This is a genomic window from Kitasatospora phosalacinea, assembly GCF_000716545.1.
In the GTDB taxonomy this organism is placed as follows: domain Bacteria; phylum Actinomycetota; class Actinomycetes; order Streptomycetales; family Streptomycetaceae; genus Kitasatospora; species Kitasatospora phosalacinea.
On the sequence record NZ_JNWZ01000017.1, the window covers coordinates 25,500 to 49,908 of the forward strand.

Annotated in this window: 22 protein-coding genes; 12 read left to right on the plus strand and 10 right to left on the minus strand. The window is 74.5% G+C overall.

Features of this window, described 5'->3' with window-relative positions:
* Positions 1–18: 18 nt before the first annotated feature.
* From OO48_RS10980 to OO48_RS11000, 5 genes are all read left to right on the plus strand, one after another.
* Entirely contained in the window at positions 19–933 is a 915-nt protein-coding gene (locus tag OO48_RS10980) for a F0F1 ATP synthase subunit gamma (protein ID WP_033214710.1), read from the plus strand.
* A gap of 2 nt (positions 934–935) precedes the next feature.
* A complete protein-coding gene (gene atpD / locus OO48_RS10985) occupies positions 936–2,381 on the plus strand; it encodes a F0F1 ATP synthase subunit beta (protein WP_033214712.1) in 1,446 nt (481 codons plus the stop codon).
* 219 nt (positions 2,382–2,600) lie between these two features.
* On the plus strand, positions 2,601–2,984 hold the full coding sequence (locus tag OO48_RS10990; RefSeq protein WP_033214714.1) for a F0F1 ATP synthase subunit epsilon: 384 nt from the start codon (positions 2,601–2,603) through the stop codon (positions 2,982–2,984).
* Between the two features lie 127 nt (positions 2,985–3,111).
* Positions 3,112–3,612, plus strand: coding sequence for a DUF2550 domain-containing protein (locus OO48_RS10995; RefSeq protein WP_033214715.1), 501 nt, complete (start codon positions 3,112–3,114; stop codon positions 3,610–3,612).
* A gap of 121 nt (positions 3,613–3,733) precedes the next feature.
* Entirely contained in the window at positions 3,734–4,306 is a 573-nt protein-coding gene (locus OO48_RS11000; RefSeq protein ID WP_033214717.1) for a cob(I)yrinic acid a,c-diamide adenosyltransferase, read from the plus strand.
* Between the two features lie 7 nt (positions 4,307–4,313).
* On the opposite strand, the gene OO48_RS11005 is transcribed toward OO48_RS11000, so the two are convergent.
* Complete coding sequence (locus tag OO48_RS11005) at positions 4,314–4,856, minus strand: hypothetical protein (RefSeq protein ID WP_033214718.1); 543 nt, start codon at positions 4,854–4,856, stop codon at positions 4,314–4,316.
* Positions 4,857–4,979: 123 nt separating this feature from the next.
* Between OO48_RS11005 and OO48_RS11010 the strand changes: the two genes are divergently transcribed.
* From OO48_RS11010 to OO48_RS11025, 4 genes are all read left to right on the plus strand, one after another.
* A complete protein-coding gene (locus OO48_RS11010; protein WP_033214721.1) occupies positions 4,980–6,170 on the plus strand; it encodes a sensor histidine kinase in 1,191 nt (396 codons plus the stop codon).
* On the plus strand, positions 6,167–6,829 hold the full coding sequence (locus OO48_RS11015; RefSeq protein WP_033214722.1) for a response regulator: 663 nt from the start codon (positions 6,167–6,169) through the stop codon (positions 6,827–6,829). The genes OO48_RS11010 and OO48_RS11015 overlap by 4 nt, the downstream gene beginning before the upstream one ends.
* 431 nt (positions 6,830–7,260) lie before the next feature.
* Complete coding sequence (locus OO48_RS11020; RefSeq protein ID WP_033214723.1) at positions 7,261–7,596, plus strand: STAS domain-containing protein; 336 nt, start codon at positions 7,261–7,263, stop codon at positions 7,594–7,596.
* 170 nt (positions 7,597–7,766) lie between these two features.
* A complete protein-coding gene (locus OO48_RS11025; protein ID WP_157845426.1) occupies positions 7,767–10,043 on the plus strand; it encodes an ATP-binding protein in 2,277 nt (758 codons plus the stop codon).
* Between the two features lie 19 nt (positions 10,044–10,062).
* On the opposite strand, the gene OO48_RS38185 is transcribed toward OO48_RS11025, so the two are convergent.
* The 3 genes from OO48_RS38185 to nucS form a co-directional block, all read right to left on the minus strand.
* A complete protein-coding gene (locus tag OO48_RS38185; protein WP_051732002.1) occupies positions 10,063–11,265 on the minus strand; it encodes a nucleotidyl transferase AbiEii/AbiGii toxin family protein in 1,203 nt (400 codons plus the stop codon).
* A complete protein-coding gene (locus tag OO48_RS39205; RefSeq protein ID WP_051732003.1) occupies positions 11,262–11,570 on the minus strand; it encodes a hypothetical protein in 309 nt (102 codons plus the stop codon). Before OO48_RS39205 ends, OO48_RS38185 begins: the two co-directional genes overlap by 4 nt.
* A gap of 333 nt (positions 11,571–11,903) precedes the next feature.
* Positions 11,904–12,563: an endonuclease NucS gene (gene nucS / locus OO48_RS11040; RefSeq protein ID WP_033214724.1), complete on the minus strand. Its 660-nt coding sequence runs from the start codon at positions 12,561–12,563 to the stop codon at positions 11,904–11,906.
* Between the two features lie 564 nt (positions 12,564–13,127).
* Between nucS and OO48_RS11045 the strand changes: the two genes are divergently transcribed.
* Positions 13,128–13,520: an SCO5389 family protein gene (locus OO48_RS11045; RefSeq protein WP_033214725.1), complete on the plus strand. Its 393-nt coding sequence runs from the start codon at positions 13,128–13,130 to the stop codon at positions 13,518–13,520.
* A gap of 132 nt (positions 13,521–13,652) precedes the next feature.
* On the opposite strand, the gene OO48_RS11050 is transcribed toward OO48_RS11045, so the two are convergent.
* A complete protein-coding gene (locus OO48_RS11050) occupies positions 13,653–14,762 on the minus strand; it encodes an LLM class flavin-dependent oxidoreductase (protein WP_033214879.1) in 1,110 nt (369 codons plus the stop codon).
* 419 nt (positions 14,763–15,181) lie between these two features.
* Between OO48_RS11050 and OO48_RS11055 the strand changes: the two genes are divergently transcribed.
* Positions 15,182–15,496: a hypothetical protein gene (locus OO48_RS11055; RefSeq protein WP_033214727.1), complete on the plus strand. Its 315-nt coding sequence runs from the start codon at positions 15,182–15,184 to the stop codon at positions 15,494–15,496.
* Positions 15,497–15,503: 7 nt separating this feature from the next.
* Here OO48_RS11055 and OO48_RS11060 read toward each other — a convergent pair whose 3' ends face one another.
* Positions 15,504–16,271 carry an ABC transporter permease gene (locus OO48_RS11060; RefSeq protein ID WP_033214729.1) on the minus strand — a complete coding sequence of 256 codons (768 nt, stop codon included), beginning with the start codon at positions 16,269–16,271 and terminating at the stop codon, positions 15,504–15,506.
* Position 16,272: 1 nt separating this feature from the next.
* Complete coding sequence (locus OO48_RS11065) at positions 16,273–17,244, minus strand: ABC transporter ATP-binding protein (protein WP_033214731.1); 972 nt, start codon at positions 17,242–17,244, stop codon at positions 16,273–16,275.
* Between the two features lie 96 nt (positions 17,245–17,340).
* Between OO48_RS11065 and OO48_RS11070 the strand changes: the two genes are divergently transcribed.
* Positions 17,341–18,132, plus strand: coding sequence for an alpha/beta fold hydrolase (locus OO48_RS11070; protein WP_033214733.1), 792 nt, complete (start codon positions 17,341–17,343; stop codon positions 18,130–18,132).
* A gap of 103 nt (positions 18,133–18,235) precedes the next feature.
* On the opposite strand, the gene OO48_RS11075 is transcribed toward OO48_RS11070, so the two are convergent.
* From OO48_RS11075 to mce, 3 genes are all read right to left on the minus strand, one after another.
* Positions 18,236–19,165: a coiled-coil domain-containing protein gene (locus tag OO48_RS11075; RefSeq protein ID WP_033214735.1), complete on the minus strand. Its 930-nt coding sequence runs from the start codon at positions 19,163–19,165 to the stop codon at positions 18,236–18,238.
* A 108-nt stretch (positions 19,166–19,273) separates the two neighbouring features.
* The gene (locus tag OO48_RS11080) at positions 19,274–23,515 is read right to left on the minus strand and encodes a hypothetical protein (RefSeq protein WP_033214736.1); all 4,242 of its coding nucleotides are present in this window, start codon (positions 23,513–23,515) and stop codon (positions 19,274–19,276) included.
* A 338-nt stretch (positions 23,516–23,853) separates the two neighbouring features.
* The gene (mce, locus tag OO48_RS11085; protein WP_033214738.1) at positions 23,854–24,288 is read right to left on the minus strand and encodes a methylmalonyl-CoA epimerase; all 435 of its coding nucleotides are present in this window, start codon (positions 24,286–24,288) and stop codon (positions 23,854–23,856) included.
* Positions 24,289–24,409 lie beyond the last annotated feature (121 nt).

The window sequence follows — 24,409 nt, forward strand, 5'->3', positions numbered from 1 at the left end:
GAAAGGACGTAACGACCCATGGGAGCACAGCTTCGGGTCTACAAGCGCCGCATCCGCTCCGTCACCGCGACGAAGAAGATCACCAAGGCGATGGAGATGATCTCCGCGTCGCGCATCGTCAAGGCGCAGCGCGCGGTGGCCGCCTCCACTCCGTACGCCGACGAGCTCACCCGCGCGGTGACCGCGGTGGCCACCCGGTCCACCGCCAAGCACCCGCTGACCACCGAGAACCCGAACGCCAAGCGCGCCGCCGTCCTGCTGATCACGGCGGACCGCGGCCTGGCGGGCGGCTACTCGACCAACGCCATCAAGCAGTCGCTGGCGCTCGCCGCCCGCCTCCGCTCCGAGGGCAAGGAAGTGGTCACGTACATCGTCGGCCGCAAGGGCGTGGGCTACTACGGCTTCCGCAACCTGGCGGTGGCGAACTCCTGGACCGGCTTCTCCGACAAGCCGACCTACGGGGACGCCAAGACGGTCGCGGCGGACCTGATCGAGGCCTTCACCGCGGAGACCGGCGGCGTGGACGAGCTGCACCTGGTGTCGACCGAATTCGTGTCGATGCTGACGCAGAACGCCATCGACAAGCGTCTGCTGCCGCTGCGGATCGACGAGGTCGAGCTGAGCGACGCGACGCCGGCCAAGAACCAGATCTTCCCGCTGTACGACTTCGAGCCGTCGGCGGAGGGCGTCCTCGACGCACTGCTGCCGCGGTACGTCGAGAGCCGGATCTACAACGCGCTGCTGCAGTCGGCCGCTTCCGAGCACGCCGCCCGCCGCCGCGCCATGAAGAGCGCGACGGACAACGCCGGCGAGCTCATCAAGTCGCTCACGCGGCTTGCCAACTCGGCCCGTCAGGCCGAGATCACCCAGGAAATCAGCGAGATCGTGGGCGGCGCGAACGCGCTGGCCGACGCTAGCGCGGGGAGCGAATGAGTATGACCACCACTGTTGAGCCGACCACGGCGACGGGCCGCGTCGCGCGGGTCATCGGCCCGGTCGTCGACGTGGAGTTCCCCGTCGACGCCATCCCGAACATGTTCAACGCCCTGCACGTCGAGGTGGACAACCCCGACGGCTCGGGCCGCAAGACCCTGACCCTCGAGGTCGCCCAGCACCTCGGCGACGGCCTGGTCCGCGGCATCTCGATGCAGCCGACCGACGGCCTGGTCCGCGGTTCGCAGGTCGTCGACACCGGTTCGGCGATCTCCGTCCCGGTCGGCCAGATCACCAAGGGCAAGGTGTTCAACGCCCTCGGTGAGGTGCTGAACGTCGACAAGGCCGAGTTCGAGTCCCAGGTGGAGGTCCGCTGGCCGATCCACCGCAAGGCCCCGAACTTCTCCGACCTCGAGTCGAAGACCGAGATGTTCGAGACCGGCATCAAGGTCATCGACCTGCTCACCCCGTACGTCACCGGTGGCAAGATCGGTCTGTTCGGTGGCGCCGGTGTCGGCAAGACCGTTCTGATCCAGGAGATGATCTACCGCGTCGCCGAGAACTTCGGTGGTGTGTCGGTGTTCGCCGGTGTCGGCGAGCGCACCCGTGAGGGCAACGACCTCATCGACGAGATGGTCGACTCGGGCGTCCTGGACAAGACCGCGCTGGTCTTCGGCCAGATGGACGAGCCGCCGGGCACCCGCCTGCGGGTCGCGCTCTCCGCGCTGACCATGGCGGAGTACTTCCGCGACGTCGAGAAGCAGGACGTGCTCCTCTTCATCGACAACATCTTCCGGTTCACCCAGGCCGGTTCCGAGGTGTCGACCCTGCTCGGCCGCATGCCCTCCGCGGTGGGCTACCAGCCGAACCTGGCCGACGAGATGGGCCTCCTGCAGGAGCGCATCACCTCGACCCGCGGTCACTCGATCACCTCGATGCAGGCGATCTACGTCCCCGCGGACGACCTGACCGACCCGGCGCCGGCCACCACCTTCGCCCACCTGGACGCGACCACCGTTCTGTCGCGCCCGATCTCGGAGAAGGGCATCTACCCGGCCGTCGACCCGCTGGACTCCACGTCCCGCATCCTCGACCCGCGGTACATCACGCAGCTCCACTACGACACGGCCATCCGTATCAAGGGGATCCTGCAGAAGTACAAGGACCTCCAGGACATCATCGCGATCCTCGGCATCGACGAGCTGTCCGAGGAGGACAAGGTCACGGTGCAGCGGGCCCGCCGCATCGAGCGCTTCCTCTCGCAGAACACCTACGTGGCGAAGCAGTTCACCGGTGTCGACGGCTCGACCGTTCCGCTGTCGGAGACCATCGAGGCCTTCAACGCGATCGCGGACGGCAAGTACGACCACGTCCCGGAGCAGGCCTTCTTCATGTGCGGTGGCATCGACGACCTCGAGCGCAACGCCGCCGAGCTGCTGAAGAAGTAACCGCAAGCCGGTTGCACGGCAGACCGAACCGTTGAGGGGTGGTCCCCGGCTCTCTCAGTCGGGGGCCACCCCTCACCGCTGGATCTGTTGTGATCCCGGTCATTTACGGGGCCTTGGTTTCGTTCCGGGGCCGCGCGACCGTTATTCTTACCGAAACTGCCGAGATCGCCGCCCGTTCGCCCGGGTGCCCGAGGACCGGCAAGAGCCAAGGAGCCCACGTTGGCTGAGCTGCACGTCGAGCTGGTCGCAGCCGACCGCAAGGTGTGGTCCGGTGCGGCCACCATCGTTGTCGCCCGCACGGCCTCCGGTGACACCGGCATCATGCCGGGCCACACCCCGGTGCTGAGCGTGCTGGAGACCGGTCCGGTCACCATCCGCACCACCGACCAGGGGACGATCGTCGCCGCCGTGCACGGTGGCTTCATCTCGTTCGCCGACAACAAGCTGTCGATCCTCGCCGAGATCGCCGAGCTGGCCGACGAGATCGACGTCGCCCGGGCCGAGCGGGCGCTGGAGAACGCCAGGACCGACGCCGACTCGCACGCCGAGCGCCGCGCCGAGGTCCGCCTGCTCGCCGCCGGCGGGCTCAAGGCGCAGCACTGAGCCTCATCTCAGCGACGGTCCCGGGGACGCCTGGAGCGTGACCCCGGGACTGTCGCATCAGTTGGTAGGAATGGGCGGTCGTGCATCGACCGCCACGGGGACGAAGGCAGCGAGGAGGTAGGTGAGCATGGTCCTCGCCCTTGTGGTGTGCGCGTCGGTCGTGGTCCTCGCCATTGCCGGGCTGGTCGGCTTCGCGGTACGCCGCCGCCTCATTCAGCGGGTGGGCGGCACCTTCGACTGCTCCTACCGCCTGAAAATGCCGGCCGACGCCTCCACGCAGCCGGATCTCGACGAGAACGGCCAACCCACCTCCGCCCCGGTCCCGCAGACCGACGGCAAGGGGTGGGTTTTTGGTATCGGCCGCTACAGCGGCGACTCGATCGAGTGGTTCCGGGTCTTCTCCTACGCGCCCCGGCCGCGCCGGGTGCTGCCGCGCACCGAGATCGAGGTGCTGGGCCGGCGCTACCCGCAGGGGCAGGAGGAACTCGCCCTGCTGTCGGGCTCGGTGGTGCTGCGCTGCCTGCACAAGGGCGCCCCGCTGGAGCTCGCGATGAGCGACGACGCGCTGACCGGCTTCCTGGCCTGGCTGGAGGCGGCACCGCCCGGACAGCGGGTCAACGTCGCGTAGCGACGGGACCCGCTGGTGGGGGTCCCCCCGGCCGGAGGCTGGGGGATGGGTCAACGTCGCGTGACGTTCGGCTCAGTGAGCCGCCGTTAACACGGCTCGGCGTGCCCGCTAGGCTGCGGACATGGTGAACCTGACGCGCATCTACACCCGGACCGGGGACGACGGCACGACCGCGCTCGGCGACATGAGCCGGACGACGAAGACCGACCCCCGGCTGATCGCGTACGCGGACGCCAACGAGGCCAACGCGGCGCTCGGCGTGGCGCTGGCCGCCGGGCAGCTGGACGGCGAGCTGGTCGAGGTGCTGACCCGGATCCAGAACGACCTGTTCGACGTCGGCGCGGACCTGGCCACCCCGATCGTCGAGGACCCGAAGTACCCGCCGCTGCGGGTCGAGCAGTCGTACATCGACCGGCTGGAGGGCGACTGCGACCGGTTCCTGGAGGAGCTGGAGAAGCTGCGCAGCTTCATCCTGCCCGGCGGGACGCCCGGCGCGGCGTACCTGCACCTGGCGTGCACGGTGGTGCGGCGGGCCGAGCGGGCGACCTGGGCGGCGATCGCGGAGCACGGGGAGAGCGTCAACCCGCTGACCGCGAAGTACCTGAACCGGCTCTCGGACCTGCTGTTCATCCTGGCGCGGATCGCGAACAAGGAGCGCGGCGACGTGCTGTGGGTGCCCGGCGGGGACCGCTGACGGGAGGTCAGCGCGGGCCGCGCGGCTCGCGCTTGGGGAAGAGCGTGTAGCTGGCGGCGATCAGCAGGTTGATGCCGACCACCAGGCCCATCCGCGGGTACCAGGAGTCCAGTGCCGCGGTGCGGGCGCCGTCGCCGACCAGCCACTGCACGGCCGCGACCAGTGCCACCGTGATCACCGAGGCGAGCAGCGTCAGCGCGAACACGCCCCACTCGTAACGGGCGCGCGGGGCACCGTACTTGGGCATGCCGACGGGTTTCGGGCCGTCGGCCAGCCGGTGCGCGGCGTGGCCGTCGGCCCAGCGGACCAGGCGGTGGCCGAAGGCGAGCGAGAAGCCCACGTAGGCCGCCGCCAGGCCGTGCGTCCAGTCCGCGGTGGCGCCGCCGCGCAGGTCGGCGACGGTCGCGCCGAGGATCACCAGGTCGACCACCGGGAGCAGCGCCAGCACCGCCGCGCCGGTGCGGCGCAGGCGCAGCCCGTACCGGGCCAGCAGCCCGGCGGCCAGCACCACCCAGAAACCGACCTCACCCGCCACGATCAGGGAAACCATGCTTCGATCCTGGCCCCGCGCGGGCTCCGGCACATCGTCCGGCCAGTCGACGGGGGCGTGCGACTTTCGTCGGACGGCGGGTCGTCCGACCGGTCGTTCCCGCAGGTCGGAAGGAGTGCTGGGATGGGCCCCGTGAGGCTCACCGACCGCCAGGAGGACCTGGCCATCGCCGCCGCCGGGCTGCTCGGCGGCCTGCTGCTGCTCGCCTTCGGCGCCTACGACGCCCGGTCCGGGCTGCCGGTGTGGGCGGTGGCGCTGCCGCTGGCCGCGATGGCGGCGCTGGAACCGGCCCGCCGCCGGTGGACGGTGTGGACGGTCTGCCTGGGCGGCGTGCTGTTCGGCGCCGCCGTGTACCTCGGCTCGCTGATGGCGACCCTGCTGATGTACACCGACCTGCTGTACGCGGCCACCCTGTACGGCCCGGTCCGGATGAGCAAGGTGCTGCAGCTGACCGGCGCCGCCGCCACCCTGGTGCTCTCCGGGCTGGCCTGGCGGTACGGGTCGGTGCCCGGGGCGCTGCTGGTCGCGGTGTTCTGCGGGCTGGTCTTCCTCGCCCCGGTCTGGACGGCCGACCTGCTGCGCCGGCACCGCGACCGCGCCGAGACCGAGCGGCTGCGGGCCGAACAGACCGCGCTGCTGGCCGAGTTGGACCGGCGCGGGGCGGTGGTCGCGGAGCGCGCCCGGATGGCCCGCGAACTGCACGACGTGATCGCCAACCACCTGTCGGCGATCGCCATCCACGCCACCGGCGCCCAGGCGGTGGCCCGCCGCCAGCGGCGCGAGCGGGACGAGCCGCTGGTGGAGGCGCTGGCGGTGATCCGGGAGAACAGCGTGCAGGGCCTGGCCGAGATGCGCCGGATGATCGGCCTGCTGCGCGAGACGGTGCCCGAAGAGCCCTGCGTCGCACCGCGGCTGGCCGCCGTGGACGTGCTGCTGGAGCAGGCCGGAGCGGCCGGGCGGGCGGCCGGGCTGCGGTTCGAGGCCGAGGAGGTGGGCGAGCGCGGCGAACTGTCCGCACCGCTGGAACTGGCCGCGTACCGGATCGTCCAGGAGTCGCTGACCAACGCCGTCAAGCACGCCGCGCCCGGCCCGGTGCGGCTGGAGGTCCGGTACGGGGAGCGGGAGTTGGAGATCTCGGTGAGCTCCGCGTACCGGCCCGGCGAGGGGCGGCCGGTGCCCGGGGCGGGGGCCGGGCTGGTCGGCATGGGCGAGCGGGCGCAGCTGCTCGGCGGGGAGTTCGCCGCCGGGCCGGACGGGGGGACGTGGACGGTGCGGGCGGTGCTGCCGCGGACGGCGGACGGGGAGCGGGCGTGATCCGGGTGCTGGTGGCCGAGGACCAGGCGGCGGTGCGGGCCGCGCTGGTGATGATCCTGCGCGCGGAGGACGACCTGGAGGTGGTCGGCGAGGCCGCCGACGGCGAGCAGGCCGTCCGGCTGGCGCTGGAACTGCGCCCCGACGTGGTGCTGATGGACGTCCAGATGCCCCGGAAGGACGGCGTCGCGGCGACCCGCGAGGTGGTCGCCGCCGGGGCCGGCCAGGTGCTGGTGCTCACCACCTTCGACCTCGACGAGTACGTGTGGGGCGCGCTGCGGGCCGGTGCCGCCGGGTTCCTGCTCAAGGACCTGGAGGCCGAGGCGCTGGTCGACGGCATCCGGACGGTCGCCCGCGGCGACGGCATGCTCGCGCCGTCCGTCACCCGACGGCTGATCGCCTCCTTCGCCCGCACCGGCGCGCCCGAGCCGGCGGCCGGGCCCGGCGCGCTCGACGGGCTGACGCCCAAGGAACGGGAGGTGCTGGGCTGCCTCGGCGCGGGCCTGTCCAACGCGGAGATCGCCGCCCGGCTGCGCACCGCCGAGGCCACCACCAAGACGCACGTCAGCCGGATCCTGGCCAAGCTCGGGCTGCGCAGCCGGGTGCAGGCCGCGATCCTGGCCCAGGAACTGGGGTTGCCCGTCCCCGGCGCGGAGCGCTGAGGAGGCGGGGAGGGGTGCAGATCACACCTCCTCCGGCGCAGATCACACTGCCGGAACGCACCACGGCGGGCGCGCTCCCACTAGAGTCCGGCGAGAGCGGTGCCGCTCCCGCAGGTGGTCCGCGCTGCCCGGGTGCGGGGCGCTCCGGGCGGCCGGGTGAGTTTGCTCACGGTCCGCCCCGCAGACGGGTGATTTGGGCGGCAATCGAGCGTAGGTGTGAGGTGATCCTGCGTATATTCCCTCGGACGGGTGAAGTTGAGGGGCAGTCCGGCGGGTGACAGCAACCTGCGGAACTGGTTGACCGTCAGATTCAGGAAGGGGCCGGTGCGCGGACACGGCCCCGCAGGGCACGGACGTTCCCCGGGACGCGGGCGCGCGGGCGCACGCAGGAGCGGACGGACGTACGGCGGACGGCCGAGGAGGAGGACAGCGTGCGCATCACCGGCGACCACACCGGACTGGCCATCGAAGGGCGGCTCGACGTGCGCAGCGCCGCCGACGCCCGGGCGCTGCTGCACGCCGCCGTCGACGGCGGCGAGGGCGACCTCGTCCTCGACCTCGGACGCCTGGAGTTCTGGGACGCCACCGGCCTCGGCGTCATCATGGGCACCCACCGCCGGGCCGGCCGGGCCGGGCGGCGGCTGGTGCTGCGGGACGTGCCCGTGCAGTTGCAGCGGCTGCTGGTCGCGACCAGGCTGCACCGGATCCTCGCGGTCGAGGGCGCGGTGCAGGATTCCTGCGGGACGACGCTGCCCGCGCTGGGCTAGCGCCCGCCGGTGCCGGGGCGGGCAGGCCGCCGCCCGGGGCGCGGGTGCCTCCCGGCGGGCGGGGTTCGTGTGCGGAGCGGCTAGGCGTCGGAACCACCCCTGTGTGGTGACCCGCCGCGTCCGTGTGGGAAAGTCTCCGGTCAGGTGTCCGAGTGGCGGGGAGCAGCGACGTGGGTCAGCCGAGCGGAGAGTTCCGGGGGGACGGGGTCCGCCCGCGGAGTGGGGAACTGGTCAGCGGTGAGCGGCTGGTGGTGGTCGGCGGGCCGGAGGGCTCGGAGGCCAGGCACTGCCCGGACGAGTGGATGCCGCAGCCCCGCCGGATCCGCGGACTGGTGCAGGCCAGGCCCGAGTTGGGCCCCAGCCCGGCGGTCGGACCGCTCGCGCTGGGCGCCGGACCGGGCGACCTGCGGCTGCTGGACCGCGACGGCGACATCGAAGCCCTGCTGGAGCAGCTCCGGGCGGGCCGCTCGGTCCAACTGGTCGGACAGCCCGGCTCGGGCCGCTCCGCGCTGCTCGCCGCCGTCGCCGAGGCGGCCGCGGAACTGGCGCCGGACGGCGTGGTGCGGCTCAGCGGCTACCGGCGGACCGTCGCGGACCTGCTGCAGGAGCTGTTCGCCGCCACCCACCAGGCCCCCGACTTCCGGCCGGACCGGGAACAGCTCGCCGAACTGCTGGCCGGCGTCGCCGCGGTGGTCGTGATCGACGACGTGGAACCGGGCGGCGAGGAACTGGAGGAACTGCTCGCGTTCGCCCCCGAGTGCGCGTTCCTGATCGCCGCCGCCCCCGGCGGCCCCCCGCCGGCGCCCGGCTCGCGGCTGCGCACCCACCTGGTGGCCGGCCTGTCCCGCCCGGCCTGCCTGACCCTCGCCGCCCGGCTGGCCGGCCGCCCGCTCGACGAGGTCGAACGGGCCTGGGCGGTGGACCTGTGGTTCGAGTCCGAGGGCCTGCCGCTGCGCTTCGTCCGGGCCGCCGCGCTGCTGCGCCAGCGCGACGTCGCGGTGGACGCCCTGATCGCCGCGCAGGAGGACCGGCGCAACCTGTTCGGCTCCGTCCAGGAGTACCGACTCCCCAGCGACCCGGCCGAATTGGAGCAGGAGCTGCGCCGACAGGTGCCGCTGCCCTCGGTGGGGGAGAGCGCCGCCCCGGCCCGCCGCCTGGCGCAGGGGCTGAGCGAGCAGGCCCGGCTGGTGCTGCGCCTCGCGCTCGCCCTCGGCGGCGAGTGCCCGACCGCGCCGCACCTGCCCGCGCTGGTCGACGTCGGACTCGGTGAGAGCGCCCTGCAGGAACTCGTCGAAGCCGGGCTGGCCGTCTCGGTCGGCGGCCACCACCGCCTCACCGAAGGCGTCCTGGACGCGCTGCTGCCCGAGGTCGAGGACGACAGCAACGGCCTGCCCGCGCCGTTCGCCCCCGGCGGGATCGCGCACGGCGCCGCCGAGCACCTGTCCTGGTGGGTCGGGCACGCCTCGGTGTCGACCCGCCAGGTCGCCGCCGAGGCCGAGGTGATCCTCGCCGTGCTGCTCGCCGAACGGGACGCCGACCGCCCCGAGGAGGTGCTCCGGCTGGCCCGGGCCGCCGCCCCCGCGCTCGCCCTGTCGCTGCGCTGGGGCGCCTGGGAGCGCGCCCTGCAACTCGGCCTGGAAGCCGCCAGGATGCTCGGCGCCAACGCCGAACAGGGCTGGTTCCACCACGAGTTGGGCGTGTACGCGCTCTGCTCGGGCAGCCCGCAGCGGGCCGTCGCCGAACTGGAGGCGGCCATCGCGCTGCGCGCCGCCGCGGGCGAACAGCGCGGCGCCGCGGGCGCCCGCCGGATGCTCGACCTGGTCCGGATCGAGGAGACCGCCGCGCTCACCGCCGGCACCGACAGCGAACCCGCCCGCCGTCGCCGCACCATCCGGGCCATCGCCCAGGTGGTGCCGGGCCGGCTGCGCAAGCGGGCCCCGCGCGGCGCCCGCAAGACGGTGCTGCTGGCCGGTGCGGCGGTGATGGCGCTCGGCGTCATCGGCACCGCGATCGGCGTCGCCGCCACCGGGGACGAACGCCCCGGCGGCGACCGCACCGGCAACTCGGCCGACGACCTCCCGCCGCTCGACCCCACCACCTCCCCGCGCAGCACCTCGCCCACCCCGAGCCCGTCCACCGGCGGCAGCCCCTCCCCGACGGACAGCCCCAGCGGCAGCGACAGCCCGACCCCCTCCGCGAGCACCTCGGCGACGAGCACCTCCTCCGCCACCCGCAAGCCGAGCAGCACTCCGTCGGCGACCACCACGACCGCCACGACGAAGCCGGGTAAGACCACGCCACCCGCCGCCACGCCGACCAAGTCGCCGTCGACGCCGACCGACCCCGCGACCTCCCCGTCCACGCCGACCGACCCCGCGACCTCCCCGTCCACGCCGACCGACCCCGGGACGACGAGCCCCACGTCGACGCCCACTTCCACGCCCTAGCAGGCGGCGTGACGGTCCGTCAGCGCAGCAGCTGTTCCAGGCCGACGTTTCCCCGGGCGAGAACGCGTGCGTACGGGGCCCGGGCCGGGCGGGCCGGCAGGGTGGCCAGCGGGTCGGGGGCGTCCGGGCCGAGGGTGCGCCGCAGGAGGCGGTGGGCGGTGCCCAGGGAGGCGCTCCGGGCGAGCAGCCAGGTCTCGGCGGCGTCCAGGCCCCCGGCGGCGTGGACCGCCCGCAGCGGGGCCGGCCAGCCCTCGGCCCACCAGTCGGCGCGTTCGGCGTCCGGGACTTCGGCGAAGGTCGGGGCGAGGGCGGCGGCCAGGCGGCGGCTCAGCTCCTCCCCGGAGGCGGTCGGCTCCGGGTGCTCGGCGCGGAAGTGCGCCCGGTCGGCGGTGCCGGTGTCGGGATCGGCGCCGGGCACGTCGTCCGGCCCGGGCGGGGCCTCGGCCAGCCAGGTCTCGCCGGCCGTGCACACCTCGCGCAGCACCCCGTACCGCAGCCCGGTCGACTCGGCGAGCAGCACCGCGTCGTACAGGTCCTTGGGCTGCGGGTAGCGGTCGGTGGCCGGCCACAGCAGCTTCCAGGCGAGCGAGAGCTCCCGCCCGGCGACGCGCAGCACCGCGCCCGGGGCGGCCTCCAGCGGCTCGGGTTCCAGCGGCAGGTGCTCGGTGAAGACGAAGTCCAGCTGGACGCCGCCGCCGGGCAGCCCGTCGGCCGTCCAGGGCAGCAGCAGGCGGCGGCCCGGGACGCGCTCGTACGTCCGGATCTCCCCGCTGACGGCCTCCTGCGGCAGGAAGCGGACGGGCCCGGTGTTCGGGACGGCGGCGGCCGGGTCGCGGAGCAGTTCGGCGGTGCGCGGGTCGTCGGGCGCCCAGTCGGCGGGGGTGAGGACGAAGTCCAGGTCGCCGGGTTCGCGGGCGGCGGCGCCGAACCAGGCGCGCAGCACGACGGAGCCGCGCAGCACCAGGTTCCCGGCCCAGCGGGAGGCGGCGACGGCGGACAGCACGGCGTCCATCGCGGTGCGGCGGGCGGCCCGCCAGGCGGTGGTCGGCGCGGGACCGGCGAAGCGCGGGTCGGTGGTCCGGTACGCGCGGTCGTCCTGCTTGAGCGACGGGTCGAAGACCGCGAGCTGCCGCGCCCGCCCGTCCCCGACCGGACGGAACGTCAGCGGCAGGTCCCCGGGGAAGCGGCGGGCCAGGTCGTCGGCGTCCGGGGCCTCCTTCACGGCAGGTCCTCCCCGGGGGCGTCGCCGAGCCGGCCCTCGTCCAGGGCGAGCGCCGAGTCGTGCACCACGTACTCGCGTTCGGCCTTCAGCGGCGGGAAGCCGGCGGCGGTGAGCGCGGCGGTGAGGAGCTCCAGCCGGGCGCCGGCGGTGGCCGGGCCGGCGCGGTGGCAGCGCTGGGTGACGAAGTACTGGCGGTGGCCGTCCGGTTCGGTGCGGCGGGCGTTCCAGGAGACGTGCGCGCCGTGGCCGGCGGCGGCGCGGGCCAGCTCCTCGCGCGGGGTGCCGGGGGCCGGCCGGACCTTCACGTGGTGCTCGAAGTAGCGCGTCGGGTCGGCCCGTTCGGCCTCGGCGTCACTGCGCGGGACGCCCGGCGCCCAGGGCGCCGCCTCGATCCTGACCCGGACGGGCGTGAACCCGGCACCGCGCAGCCGCTCCGCCTCGGCGGCGGCCCGGCGGTGCTGCGCGGCCGACGTGCCCCGGCGCGCCAGGACGGCATCGGCTGCGAGGGGTGCCGGCCGCGGGCCGGCAGGATGTGCGTGAACTCCAGCCCGTGCGCGGCCGCCCAGCCGGCCAGCGCCCCGGCCGGGGCCGACGTCAGGTGCGTCTCGTACGGGTCGGCACCGCGAGCGGGGAGGGACCTAGAAGAGCTTGAGCTTGTCGTCGTCGATGCCGCGCAGCTCGTCGTAGTCGAGCACGACGCAGCCGATGCCCCGGTCGGTGGCCAGCACGCGGGCCTGGGGCTTGATCTCCTGGGCGGCGAAGACGCCCTTCACGGGGGCGAGCAGCGGGTCCCGGTTGAGGAGTTCGAGGTAGCGGGTGAGCTGCTCGACGCCGTCGATCTCGCCGCGGCGCTTGATCTCCACCGCGATGGTGGTGCCGTCGGAGTCGCGGCAGAGGATGTCCACCGGGCCGATCGGGGTCGGGTACTCGCGGCGGATCAGCTGCCAGCCGGAGCCGAGCACCTCCATCCGGTCGGCGAGGAGCTCCTGCAGGTGGGCCTCCACGCCGTCCTTGATCAGGCCGGGGTCGACGCCGAGTTCGTGCGAGGAGTCGTGGTGGACGTCCTCCAGGGTGATGATCAGCTTCTCGCCGGCCTTGTTGGTGACCGTCCACACGCCGTCGGCCTCCTTGAGGGAGCACGGCGGCGACATCCAGTTCAGCGGCTTGTAGGCCCGGTCGTCGGCGTGGATGCTGACGCTCCCGTCGGCCTTCACGATCACCAGGCGCACGGCGGAGGGCAGATGTGCAGCGAGGCGGCCCGCGTAGTCCACGGTGCACTTGGCGATGACAAGACGCATGGGGACAAGACTAAGGCCCGCCGGGAGTGCCCCGGTCCGTGTTCGATTCCGCACGGCTCGGGTGACGGCCGGGGGTCCGGTGGGGCCGAGCTGACGAAATCTTGAGACAGCCGGTCCGGGCGGGCCCGGACCGGGAGCCGTTTGAAGCGAGTGCGCGCACGACGGGTGTCGGCCGGGCGGGAGCGGCGAAGCATGGTGACCGCACGAGCACGTGCGGTGAGGCACGCCAGCTCGGCACGGTGGGTTGGGACACGTCGGATTCCGGCCAATCTCGTCCAGGGAGGGGCGTTCGGGCGGCAATCCACCGATTCACCGACCCGGTTGAGGGGGATGCCTGCCACGCTGGTCTGACCCCCCGGACCCGGCCGCCGCCCACGGCGTCCACCGATCCGTCGCACCGGCACCACTCGAACAACGCGAGTGGTTCACCGCACATTCGTCCCAGCACTCCCAGCACACCCGACAGCACCACCCTCACCGCACGACCCGCACGACCGCACGACCCAGCACACCCGCACCACCGCCCCGGCGATCCCGCCGGAGCGGACCGCGAGAGGAGAACCCATGTCGCTCGACGTCTCACCGGCCATGTTGGAGAAGGCCGAACGAGGCGAGGTCGACGAGCGGGAGTTCGTCGACTGTGTCCGCACCTCGCTGCCCTACGCCTGGGACATGATCAGCTCGCTGGTCGCCCAACTCAAGGTCGACGGAACCGACTTCGCCGACAACGAAGTCCCCCCGCCGAGCGAGCAGGAGCGCGGCCAGCTGCTCCGCGCACTGGCCAGCGACGCGATCCGGGGCGCCCTGCAGCGGCACTTCGGCGTCCGGCTGGCCTTCCAGAACTGCCACCGGGTCGCGGTCTTCGCCCCCGGCCCCGACACCGAGGCGCGGCTCGCCCGCTTCACCTCCGTCCGGGCCCAGCTGCTCAACCAGTCGCCGGAGCTGCGCGACTGCTGACCCGGCGTCAGCGCACCCCGCCGCACCACCGCCGACACCGCTTCGGCGCCCGTGCGGCCACCGGACGCGGGCCGACCCGGATTTCCCGGCACTCCGGGTCGGCCCGCGGCCGTGCGACGGCCCCGCGGGCCCTCAGGACAGCTGCGGCAGCACCTCCGCGCCCAGCCGGGCCAGGTTGTGCAGCGTCGCCGCGGTGTCGCCCGAGCCCTCCGCGAGCAGCGCGAAGCGCCGGATGCCGGTGCTCTCCGCCGTCGCCAGCAGCCGGTCCGCGCACTGCCGGGGCGTGCCCACCGGGTGCAGGTCGCACAGCAGCTCGGTGTACGCCCGCGGGTCGCGCATCGAGCGCTCCCGGCCGTCCACCGTGCGGTGCGCGCCCAGACCGTGCGCGAAGAAGTCCGGCATCGTCCGCAGCAGGCCGGCCCGGGCCGCCCCGGCCCGGTCGTCGACCTGCGCCACGCCCGCCGCCACGTGCTCCCGCTCCACCCGGGCCAACTGCTCCTCGCCGCGCCCCGCCGCCCGCCAGGCCGCCCGGTACGCCGCCAGCATCTCCCGCTTGTCCTCGTCGCCCGAGTGCATGCCCAGCAGCATCGGCAGGCCCCGCTCGGCGGCCGTCCGCACCCCGCCCGGCGAGGTGCAGGCCACCACCACCGGCGGGCCCGAGCGGGCCGGCGCCGCCTCGTCCTGGCGCTGGCGCGGGATCACCCGGCCCTCCAGGCCCAGCCACCCCGCCAGGTCCGTCCGCCGGGCCGGTTCCGCGGCCCGCGGCACCACCGCCACCTCCGGGAACGCGAACTGCGGCCCCGCCGCCCCCACCCGGGCCCCGCGCAGCCAGCGCAGCAGCAGGTCCAGCCGCTCCGGGAAGCCCCGCTCGTACGCCTCCAGGCCGCCGCCGAACACCGCCAGGTCGATCCACGGCCCGCCGCGCCCCACGCCCAGGGTGAACCGGCCGCCCGAGGTCAGGTGCAGCAGCGCCGCCTGCTCGCCCAGCGCCACCGGGTGCCGGGTGCTCAGCACGCTCACCGCCGTCCCCACCCCGATCCGCCGGGTGCGCCCCAGCAGCAGCGCGGCCAGCGTCGCCGCGTCCGGGCAGACCCCGTACGGGACGAAGTGGTGCTCGGCCAGCCAGACCGCGTCCAGGCCCGCCCGCTCGGCGGCCAGCGCGGCCGAGACGGTCCGCTCCAGCGCCTCGCCGTGGCCCTGGCCGGGGAACTGCGCGGACAGCAGGAAGGCGCCGACCCGGATCGCGTCCGTGCCGGCGCCCGGCGGCTGCTCGGCGGCGGCGGGCCGCTCCGCCGGCACCGCCCCGCTGCCGGCCGTCCGCGGGGCGGCGGGGCGGGCTTCGGGCCGGGCGGTGGTCTTCGTCATCGGGTGCCTCCATCGGTGCCGCGCAGGGTCGCGGGCCCCGCCGTGTCACCACGTGAGTAACCCATGTCATGTGCCAATGGCACGCCGAACCCCCGATTTCCCCCGGGGAAGGGTGGATTACCGCCAAAACCCCGGCAGCCCACCGGCCCGCCGTGCTATTGGGGCCCGCGGGGGCGGTGGGGCGGGCGGGGGCCCCCGGGGTACAACGCGCCGGGGAGCGGTCCGGTCACCGGCTGGGAACGGCGGCCCGCCGGCCCGTACCCTGGAGGGACAACGCGCCGGAAAAGGGGAGTCACGTGTCACCGCGTCGCAACCGGATCGAGAAGTCCGAGGAACGGGGCGGCGGTGGACCGATGGGGAGTTCGCTGCGCCGGGTGGAGGAGTACCGGGGCGAGGACTGGGTGGTGCAGACCGTCGCCGGCACCGCCGCGCGGTTCTACCGGTGCCCCGGCTGCGACCAGGAGATCCCGCCCGGCGTCGGCCACGTGGTGGCCTGGCCCGACCACGGCGGCGGCGTGGACGACCGGCGGCACTGGCACCGGGCCTGCTGGGGGGCGCGGGAGCGCCGCGGCTCCAACCTCCTGCGGGGCCGCGGCGCTCCGAAGTACTGACGGCGGGTCAGGCGTCGCGCCTGCGCAGGACCAGGTAGCCGCCGACCAGGGCGGCGGCCGTCCAGGCCGCGCAGATCAGCAGGCCGGTCCACGGGCCGTACGGCAGGTCGTCGGTCGGGAAGACCTGGGTGATGGCGCCGCCCGTCTGGTCCGGGAAGTACTTGATCCAGTTCTTCACCACGGGGACGAGGGACAGGAGCGGTGAGACCAGCAGGATGAACGGGACCAGGATCGCCAGCGCCAGGATCTGGTGCCGCACCATCACCGTGACGCCGGCCGACAGCAGGCACAGCAGGGTCAGGTAGAGCGCGGTGCCGAACACCGCCCGCAGCACGTTCTCCGCGCCCAGCGAGGTGGAGAGGCCGCCGCCGAGCGCGGCCTGGCCGACGAAGAAGGTGACGAACACCGTCACCAGCGAGGCGGCCAGGGCCAGGGCGCCCAGCACGGCGACCTTCGCGGCCAGCAGGGTGCCGCGCTGCGGGACGGCGGCCAGCGAGACCCGGATCATGCCGCTGCTGTACTCGTTGCCGACGGCCAGCACGCCGAACACCACGATGGCGAGCCGGCCGAAGCCGACGCCGATGAGGGAGATGGCGGTGGCGTCGAACGGCCCGCCGTCCTCGGTGAAGTCCGAGGAGTTGTTCCGGGCGACCAGGCCGATCGCCAGGCCCAGCGCGACGGTGATCAGGAAGACCGAGGCCAGCGACCAGACGGTGGAGCGGACACTGCGGATCTTGGTCCACTCGGACTGCGCGACGGCGGGGAACGCGGCCATCTCAGCTCTCCTTCCCGGGCTCGCGGTCGTTCCAGCCGGCCCCCCAGACGGGCGGCGGCTCGGGGGCGCCCGCCCCCATGTGGTACTCCACCGACTCGGCGGTCATCTGCATGAACGCCTCCTCCAGCGAGGCCTGCTGCGGGCTCAGCTCGTGCAGGGTGACGCCGTGCGCGGCGGCCAGGTCGCCGAGGAGGGCCGGGTCGCCGTCGACCACCTCCCAGGAGCCGTCCGGCCCGGCCTCGGCGGTCAGGCCCGCGCCGTGCAGGGCGTCCAGCAGCTGTTCCTGGTGCGGGGTGCGCAGCCGCACCGAGGAGCGGGAGTTGCGCTTGATGAACTCGGCCATCGACAGGTCGGCGAGCAGCCGGCCGCGGCCGATCACCACCAGGTGGTCGGCGGTCAGCGCCATCTCGCTCATCAGGTGGGAGGAGACGAAGACGGTGCGGCCCTCGGCGGCCAGGCGCTTCATCAGGTTGCGGATCCACAGGATGCCCTCGGGGTCGAGGCCGTTGACCGGCTCGTCGAACATCAGGGTCTGCGGATCGGCCAGCAGTGCGGAGGCGATGCCCAGGCGCTGGCCCATGCCGAGCGAGAAGCCGCGGGCGCGTTTCCGGGCCACCGCGGTCAGGCCGACCATGTCCAGCACCTCGTCCACCCGGGCGCGCGGCACCCGGTTGGACTGGGCCAGCCACAGCAGGTGGTCGTAGGCGGTGCGGCCGGGGTGCACCGCCTTGGCCTCCAGCAGGGCGCCGATCCGGCGCAGCGGGTCCCGGATCCCGGCGTAGTGCTTGCCGCCGATGGTGACCTCGCCGCTGGTCGGGTGGTCCAGGTCGAGGATCATCCGCATGGTGGTGGACTTGCCGGCGCCGTTCGGGCCGAGGAAACCGGTCACCACGCCTTCCGGGATCCGGAAGCTCAGATCGTCGACGGCCAACTTGTCGCCATAACGTTTCGTCAGGTGGTGCAACTCGATCATGTGCCGCTCCTAGGTCTCCGGCCAGGTTATGCCAGAAAGCGGACAAATCGGACAACCTGTATCCGAGGGGCGCCCGTCGGGCCCTACGGTGGAACCATGACCTCGCCCAGCGCGCCGACCGTCCGCCAGAACGGCACCGGCACCCCGCTCGTCCTGCTGCACGCCTTCCCGCTCCCCGCGCGGATGTGGGAGGTCCAACTGGAGCGAGTACCCGGCCCGGCCGGGGACGACGCCCGGGTGATCGCACCGGACCAGCGCGGCTTCGGCACCGCCCCGCTCGGCGACCTCCCGCCGTCCCTGGACACCGCCGCCGACGACCTCGCCGACCTGCTGGACGGCCTCGGCGTCGAACGCGCCGTCCTCGGCGGCCTGTCGATGGGCGGCTACGTCGCGATGGCCTTCGCCCGCCGGCACCCCCGGCGGGTGGCCGGACTCGTCCTCGCCGACACCAAGGCCACCGCCGACACCGACGCCGCCCGGGCCAACCGGGAACGCGTCGCCGCCGCCGTCCTGGAGCGCGGCAGCGTCGACCTGCTCATCGAGGAGCGGATGGCGGAGAACCTGCTCGCCCCCGGCACCGACCCCGAACTCACCGCCGCCGTACGGCAGATGATCGCCGAGGCGGATCCGGCCGCGGTCGCCTGGGCGCAGCGCGCGATGGCCGCCCGGCCCGACTCGCTGGACGAACTGGCCGCCCTGGAGGTGCCCGCCGCGGTCATCGTCGGCGAACTCGACACCGTCACCCCGCTCAGCGAGGCCCGGATGATGGCCGAGGCGCTCTCCGACGCCGAACTGACCGTCATCCCGGCCGTCGGGCACCTCTCCTCGCTGGAGGCCCCCGAGACCTTCAACGCCGCCGTCCGGGCCCTGCTCAAGCGCGTCAAGTAGCCGCCCGGCCCGGGAACGCGCCGAGGGGGCCCGGAGAACGAACTCCGGGCCCCCTCGGGCTACTTCAGGACTTCAGCGGTGTCCCGACAAGGTTGACGGCGGGTCAGCGCGACTGCTGCGCCGGCACGCCCAGCGAGTCGTCGTTGGGCAGCGTGGCCGCCGCGACCGCCGCACCGGTCAGCGTCGCGAGCATCTCGCGGACGTTGGTCAGCTGCGCGTTGATCGAGTCGCGGCGGTTGGTGAGCGCCGCCAGCTCGCGCTCCGACTCGCTGCGGACCCGGTCGGCCTTGGCGTTGGCGTCGGCCACGATGTCCTCGGCCTGGCGCTGCGCCGTCTCGATGGTCTGGCGGGAGCGGCGCTCCGCGTCGGTGCGCAGCTTCTCGGCCTCCAGGCGGAGCTGCTCGGCCCGGTGCTCGATCTCGGCCAGGCGCTTCTCGGCCTTGGCCTGACGGGCCGCCAGGTCGCGCTCGGACTGCTCCCGGCGCTTGGCCAGGTTGGTCTCGAACTCCAGGGCGGCCTGCGCGGCCTTGGTGCGGGTCTCCTCGAAGAGGGCGTCCGCCTCCTCGCGCTTGTTCTGCGCGTCCTTGTTGGCCTCGGCGCGCAGCTGCGCCGCGTCCGACTTGGCCTTGTCGACGATCCGCAGGCCCTCGTCCTCCGCCTTGGCCTTACGGTCCTTGGCGTAGTTCTCGGCCTCGGTGCGGACCTGCTGCGCGGCGGCCTCGGCGAGCTCGCGGTGCTGCTCGGCGGCGCGGTGCGCCTCGTCGCGCAGGTCCTTGGCCTCCTCCTCGGCGAGGCGGAGGATCTTCTCGACGCGGGCACCGAGACCGGCGTACGAGGGCTCCGCCTCGGTGACCGCGGCCTGGGCCGTCTGGGTCTCCAGGTGGAGTTCCTCGATGCGCTTCTCCAGCGCGCTGATCCGGGAGAGCGCGCTGTCTCGGTCGGCCACCAGCTTGGCGATCCGCTCGTCGACCTGGGCTCGCTCGTACCCACGGCGTACCAGGTCGAAGCCGTGCGGGGAGTGACTGTCGCTCATGGGATTTCTGGGCTTCCTGTCGTCAAACCGCTGAGATGGTTGAGGGAATCCTGACACGGTACCGGAGTGTCAACGGAGAAACACCGTTGGTTCGCGGACAATGTCCGCTCAATCGGGTGGCGCGCCCCCGGACCGATTGCCTCCCGATCGAGGAGAGCCCACTCCGGCACCCGCCTTGGGCCCTCCGTCCTTCTTGCCGCCCCCGTTGTTGTGGGCCGACGGCACCACGGGCGCCTCGAACGCCTCCAGTGCCGACAGCACGTCCTGGACCCGAGAGATCTCGGTGTTGATGTCCTTGCGCCGGCGGACCAGTTCGTCCAACTCCCGCTGGCCCTCGTCGGTCACGCGCTTGGCCTCCGCCCGCGCCTCGGCGAGCAGCCGCTCCGCCTCCTCGGCGGCCAGCCGCAGCTGCTCCTCGGCGTCCGAACCGGCCCGGCGGACCCGCTTCTCGGCCTCGCCGTCGGCGCGCTTGAGACGCGACGCGGCCTCGTCGGCCGCCGCCTCCAGCTGCTCCTCCGCCTCCATCTCGGCGGCCTTGAGCTTCGCCTCCGCCTTGATGATCAGCGCCTCCGCGCGGGTGGTGGAGTCTGCGAGCTTGTTCTCGGCCTCCTTGAGCAGCGTCTCCGCCTTGCGCACCGCGGAGATCCGGACCCGGCCCGCCTCCGCCGACGCCTCCGACGTCAGCTCGGACGCCCGCGCCTCGGCCGCCGCGATCAGCTCCGCCGCCCGCTCCTCGGCCTCCGCGACCTGCGCCTGCGCCTGCTCCTCGGCCTCGGTCAGCTGCTCCTGGGCCGCCGTCACCAACGCGTCCACCCGCTCGCCGGCCGACTTCATCGCCTGCGCGTTCTCCTTGCGGGCCCGCTCGTGCAGCGCCTCGATCTCGGCGTCGGTGCGCTCGCGCAGCTCCTCGGCCCGCTCGCGGATCGCGGTGGAGTCCCGACGGGCCTCCGACAGCAGCGCGTCCGCGTCCGCCCGGGCCCTCTCCACCTCGGCCTTGCCCTGCGCCTCGGCCTCCGCGCGCAGCCGCTCCGCCTCCTGGCGGGCCGCCGACACCATCGCGTCGGACTGCTCCTCGGCGGCCGCGGCCACCGCCAGCGCCTCCGACTGCGCCTGCTCGCCGAGCTGCTCGGCGTCCGCGAACGCCCGCTCCAGCACCGACTTCGCCTGCTCGCGGGTGGCCTTGTCGTACGACTCGGCGGCCTGGCGGGTCTCCCGGTCGAAGGCCTCGGCGCGGGCACGGATGTCCGCGTCGAAATCCTCCGCCAGCGTCCGGGTCGCCAGCGCGTACTCCTCGGCCTCCGAGCGCAGCGCGGCCGCCCGCTCCTCGGCGTCCGCCAGCGCGGCCGCCGCCAGCTCCTCCGCCTCGGCCAGCGTCCGCTGCGCGGCGGCCTCCGCCTCGGCGCGCTGCTGCTGCGCGAACTCGGCCACGGCGGCCCGCAGTTCGGCGGTCTCGCGGTCGGCGGCGGCGCGCAGCTCGCGGTCGTACGCCTCGGCCTGCTCGCGCAGCTCGGCGCGCTCGCGCTCGGCGGCGGCCCGCAGCTCGGCGATCTGGCCGGTGGCCTTCTCGTGCATGCCCGCCACCGACTGGCGGACCTCGGCGGCCTCCTGCTCGGCGGCCGAGACCAGCTCGGCGGCCCGCGCCTCGCCGTTCGCCCGCAGCTGCTCGGCGGCGTGCTCGGCCCGCTCGCGCAGTTCGGTGGTCTCCCGCTCGGCGGCGGCGCGCAGCTCGCGGTCGTACGCCTCGGCCTGCTCGCGCAGCTCGGTGGTCTCCCGCTCGGCGGCGGCGCGCAGTTCGGTGGTCTCCCGCTCGGTGCGCTCGCGCAGTTCGGCGCTCTCGCGGTCGGCGGCGGCGCGCAGCTCGCGGTCGTACGCCTCGGCCTGCTCGCGCAGCCGGGACGCCTCGGCCCGGTCGGCGGCGGCCTCGGCGCCCAGCGCCCCGGCCTCCGTGCGGGCGGCGGCGAGGGCCTGCTCGGCCTCGGTGCGCAGCAGGTGCGCGCTCTGCTCGGCCTCGGCGCGGGCCCGGGCGGCGTCCGCCTCGGCGCTCTCGCGCAGCCGCGCGGCCTCGGCGGCCGCGGCCTCCCGGACCCGCTCGGCCTCGCTGTCGGCGGCCTCCCGGATCGCGGCGGCCTCGGCCAGCTTCTCGGCGGTCAGCGCCTGGTCGCGCTCCAGGTCGGCGCGGGCGGCCTCGCGGGCGGCGGCGGCCTCCTCGCGCAGCGCCCGCGCGGCGGCCTCGGCCTGCTCGGCGACCGCCCGGGCGGCCTGCTCGGCCTCGGCGCGGTGCTGCTCGGCCCACTGGGCGGTGTCGGCCCGCAGCGCCTCGGCGGCGGCGTCGGCCTCGGCGCGGACGGTGGCGGCCGCGGCGGCGGCCTGCTCGCGCAGCTCGGCGCCGTGCCGTTCGGCGGCGGCCCTGGTCTCCTCGGCGGCGGCCTCGGCCGCCGTCAGCGTCTCGGTGCGGGCCAGCTCGGCGGCGGCGGTGATCTTCTCGCCCTCGGCGCGGGCCCGGGCGAGCGTCTGCTCGGCCCGGCCCTGGACGGCGGCGGCCTGCTCGCGGGCCTCGGCGCGCAGCCGCTCGACCTCCTCGCCGGCGCCCGCGCGCAGCGCGTCCGCGTCGGCCTTGGCGGTGGTCAGCAGTTCCTCGGCCTGCTTCGCGGACTCCTCGACCTGCACCGCGGCCTGCCGGCGGGCCTCGGCCCGGACCCGCTCGGCCTCCGCCTCGGCGGCGGCGCGCTGCTCCTCGGCCTGCTCGCGGGCCTGGGCGGCCTCGGCCTGCATCCGCTCCAGCTGCTCGCGGATCGAGGCGGCGTCCTCCATGGCGGCGTTCTGCGCCTGCTCGACGGCCTCGCGGGCCTGCTCCAGCAGGGTGCCGGCCTCGGACTTGGCGTGCTCGACCAGCCGGTCGGCCTCGGCGGCGGCCTCGCCGCGGGTGGCCTCGGCGTCGGTGTTCGCCCGGGAGAGCACCTCCTCGGCCTGCTTGGCGGCGCGGGCCAGCCGCAGCGCCGCGTCCTTGGCGCCCTCGGCGCGGCCGGCCTCCTCGGCCTCGGTGCGGATCCGCTCGGCCTCGGCGGCGGCGGCCTCGCGCAGCGCGGCGGCCTCGGCCTCGGCGGCGGCCCGGCGCTCGGCGATCTCCGCCTCGGCCTCGGCGCGCAGCTCGGTGGCGACGGACTCGGCGGCGCCGCGCAGGCGCTCGCTCTCCTCGCGGGCGGCGGCCTTGGCGGCGTCCGCCTCGGCCTGCACGGTGGCGGCGGCGGAGCGGATCAGCTCGGCCTCGCGGGTGGCGGCGGCCACCATCTTGGCGATCTCGGCGCGCGCGGTGGCGGAACGCTGCTCGCTGGCGGCGGCGCCGTCGGCGACCTTGCGCTCGGCCTCGCTGGTGGCCTCGGCCTGCAGGCGCTGGGCGGCGGCGGTGGCCTCCTCGCGCATCCGGGCGGCCTCGGCGCGGGCCCGCTCGGTCTCGGCCAGGGCCTCGGCGCGCAGCCGCTCTATCTCGGCCTGGGCGCCGGACAGGGCGGCCTCGGCGCGCTCCTGGTCGGCGAGGGCCTGCTGCTTGAGGGCGGTGATCTCGGCCTCGGCGGCGGCGAGCTTCTGCTGGGCGGCGGCGTGCGCGTCGGCGAGCTGCTGCTGGGCGGCGGTGAGGGCGGCGACGCGCTGCTCCTCGGCCTGGGCGCCGGTCTGCTGGGCGTGCTCGGAGGCGGCGCGCAGCAGCCGTTCGGCGTCGGTCTGGGCGCGCAGCAGGGCGGCCTCGGCCTGGGCCTGGGCCTCGCCGCGGGCGGCGTCGACGTCGGCGGCGGTCTGGGCGCGGGCCTGGTCGGCGAGGGCGGCGGCCTCGGCGCGGACGGCGGCCATCATCCGGTCGGCCTCGGCGCGGGCCTCCTGGAGCAGGCGCTGGGCCTCCTGCTCGGTGCCGGCGCGGGTCTGCTCCGCCCAGTTGACGTTCTCGTTGACGTGGCGCTCGGCGGCGGCCCGGAACTCGGCGAGCTCCTCCTCCAGCCGGCGGCGCCGGGCGTTGAACTCGGCCTCCAGCTGGGCGGTGCGCTCGGCGGCCTCGGCCATCATCCGCTGGGTGGTGGCCTGGGACTCGCGCAGCTGGCGCTCGGCGTCCGCGCGCAGTGCCTCGGCCTGCATCTCGGCGTTGCGCAGGAGCTGTTCGGCCTGGCCGGAGACGGAGTCGAAGGCGCGCGGCTGAGCGAGCTGCCGACGGGCCTCGTGCAGCTTGGCCCGGAGCACCTCCACCTGGTAGGCGAGGTCGTCGGCGTGCTCGATGGTCTTGTCCCGCTCCTTGCGGGCCTTCTCCAGCTCGGCCTCGAACTTGGAGAGGTGATCCTCAACCTCGTAGCGGTCGTAGCCCCGCACTCCGCGGTCCCATCCATCTCCTGGTCGCGTCCTCGACCGGGCCGCTCCGCCGCGTGGTCCACGGGCGGATCGGTTGGTCCTTGCAATCGCTCCACCGTCCGGGTGGACTCCTGAGCGAAATGTTGCCTCTGGAGAATGGTGACAGATCCGAACGGCGACCGTCCGGCCGTGCCCGCGTCGTGGACTCCCCTGCGGTGCGCGGACCGTCGGTACCAGCGCACCTGGGCATTGTAGTGGGAGCCGACTCAGGGGGAATGGGGGTGAGGTGCTTTTCGGAAGTTACCGACCGGTTCGTTACCGGTCGGACCGCTGCCGTGCGGGCTCCGTACCGCGATCGGTCAGTGTTCGGACGGATCCGCGCTGGTGACCAGTTCGGTCAGCACGCCGCCGCAGTCCTTGGGGTGCAGGAAGGTGATCCGGGAGCCCATCGAACCGCGCCGCGGCTCGTCGTACAGCACCCGCACGCCCTTGCCCGCGACGGCGGCCGCGTCGGAGTCGACGTCGGGGGTGCCGAAGGCGATGTGGTGCACGCCCTCGCCGTTCTTGGCCAGCCACTTGGCGACGGTCGAGTCCTCCCGGACCGGCTCCAGCAGCTGCAGGTAGGAGGCGCCGCCGTCCCCGGTGTCGTTGATCTTCAGCATGGCCTCGCGGACGCCCTGCTCCTCGTTGACCTCGGTGTGGAACACCTCGAAGCCGTACGTGGAGCGGTAGAACTCGACGGTCCGGTCCAGGTCGAAGCAGGCGATGCCGATGTGGTCGATGCGGGTCAGCACGGGTGTCCTCCGAAGAGCGCGGGCCTGAGGGATGGCACCCAGTGCAGCGCATCCCGGCGACCGGGCGCCAGCGGGCCGCGCTGCGAGCCTGCTCACACGTTCCGGCCCGGCTCCGGCACGG

Coding starts and splice junctions, on each gene's coding strand:
- OO48_RS10980 (WP_033214710.1), top strand. CDS start 19: ATGGGAGCACAGCTTCGGGTCTACAAGCGCCGCATCCGCTCCGTCACC.
- atpD (WP_033214712.1), top strand. CDS start 936: ATGACCACCACTGTTGAGCCGACCACGGCGACGGGCCGCGTCGCGCGG.
- OO48_RS10995 (WP_033214715.1), top strand. CDS start 3,112: ATGGTCCTCGCCCTTGTGGTGTGCGCGTCGGTCGTGGTCCTCGCCATT.
- OO48_RS11000 (WP_033214717.1), top strand. CDS start 3,734: ATGGTGAACCTGACGCGCATCTACACCCGGACCGGGGACGACGGCACG.
- OO48_RS11005 (WP_033214718.1), bottom strand. CDS start 4,856: ATGGTTTCCCTGATCGTGGCGGGTGAGGTCGGTTTCTGGGTGGTGCTG.
- OO48_RS11010 (WP_033214721.1), top strand. CDS start 4,980: ATGGGCCCCGTGAGGCTCACCGACCGCCAGGAGGACCTGGCCATCGCC.
- nucS (WP_033214724.1), bottom strand. CDS start 12,563: ATGCGTCTTGTCATCGCCAAGTGCACCGTGGACTACGCGGGCCGCCTC.
- OO48_RS11045 (WP_033214725.1), top strand. CDS start 13,128: ATGTCGCTCGACGTCTCACCGGCCATGTTGGAGAAGGCCGAACGAGGC.
- OO48_RS11060 (WP_033214729.1), bottom strand. CDS start 16,271: ATGGCCGCGTTCCCCGCCGTCGCGCAGTCCGAGTGGACCAAGATCCGC.
- OO48_RS11065 (WP_033214731.1), bottom strand. CDS start 17,244: ATGATCGAGTTGCACCACCTGACGAAACGTTATGGCGACAAGTTGGCC.
- OO48_RS11070 (WP_033214733.1), top strand. CDS start 17,341: ATGACCTCGCCCAGCGCGCCGACCGTCCGCCAGAACGGCACCGGCACC.
- OO48_RS11075 (WP_033214735.1), bottom strand. CDS start 19,165: ATGAGCGACAGTCACTCCCCGCACGGCTTCGACCTGGTACGCCGTGGG.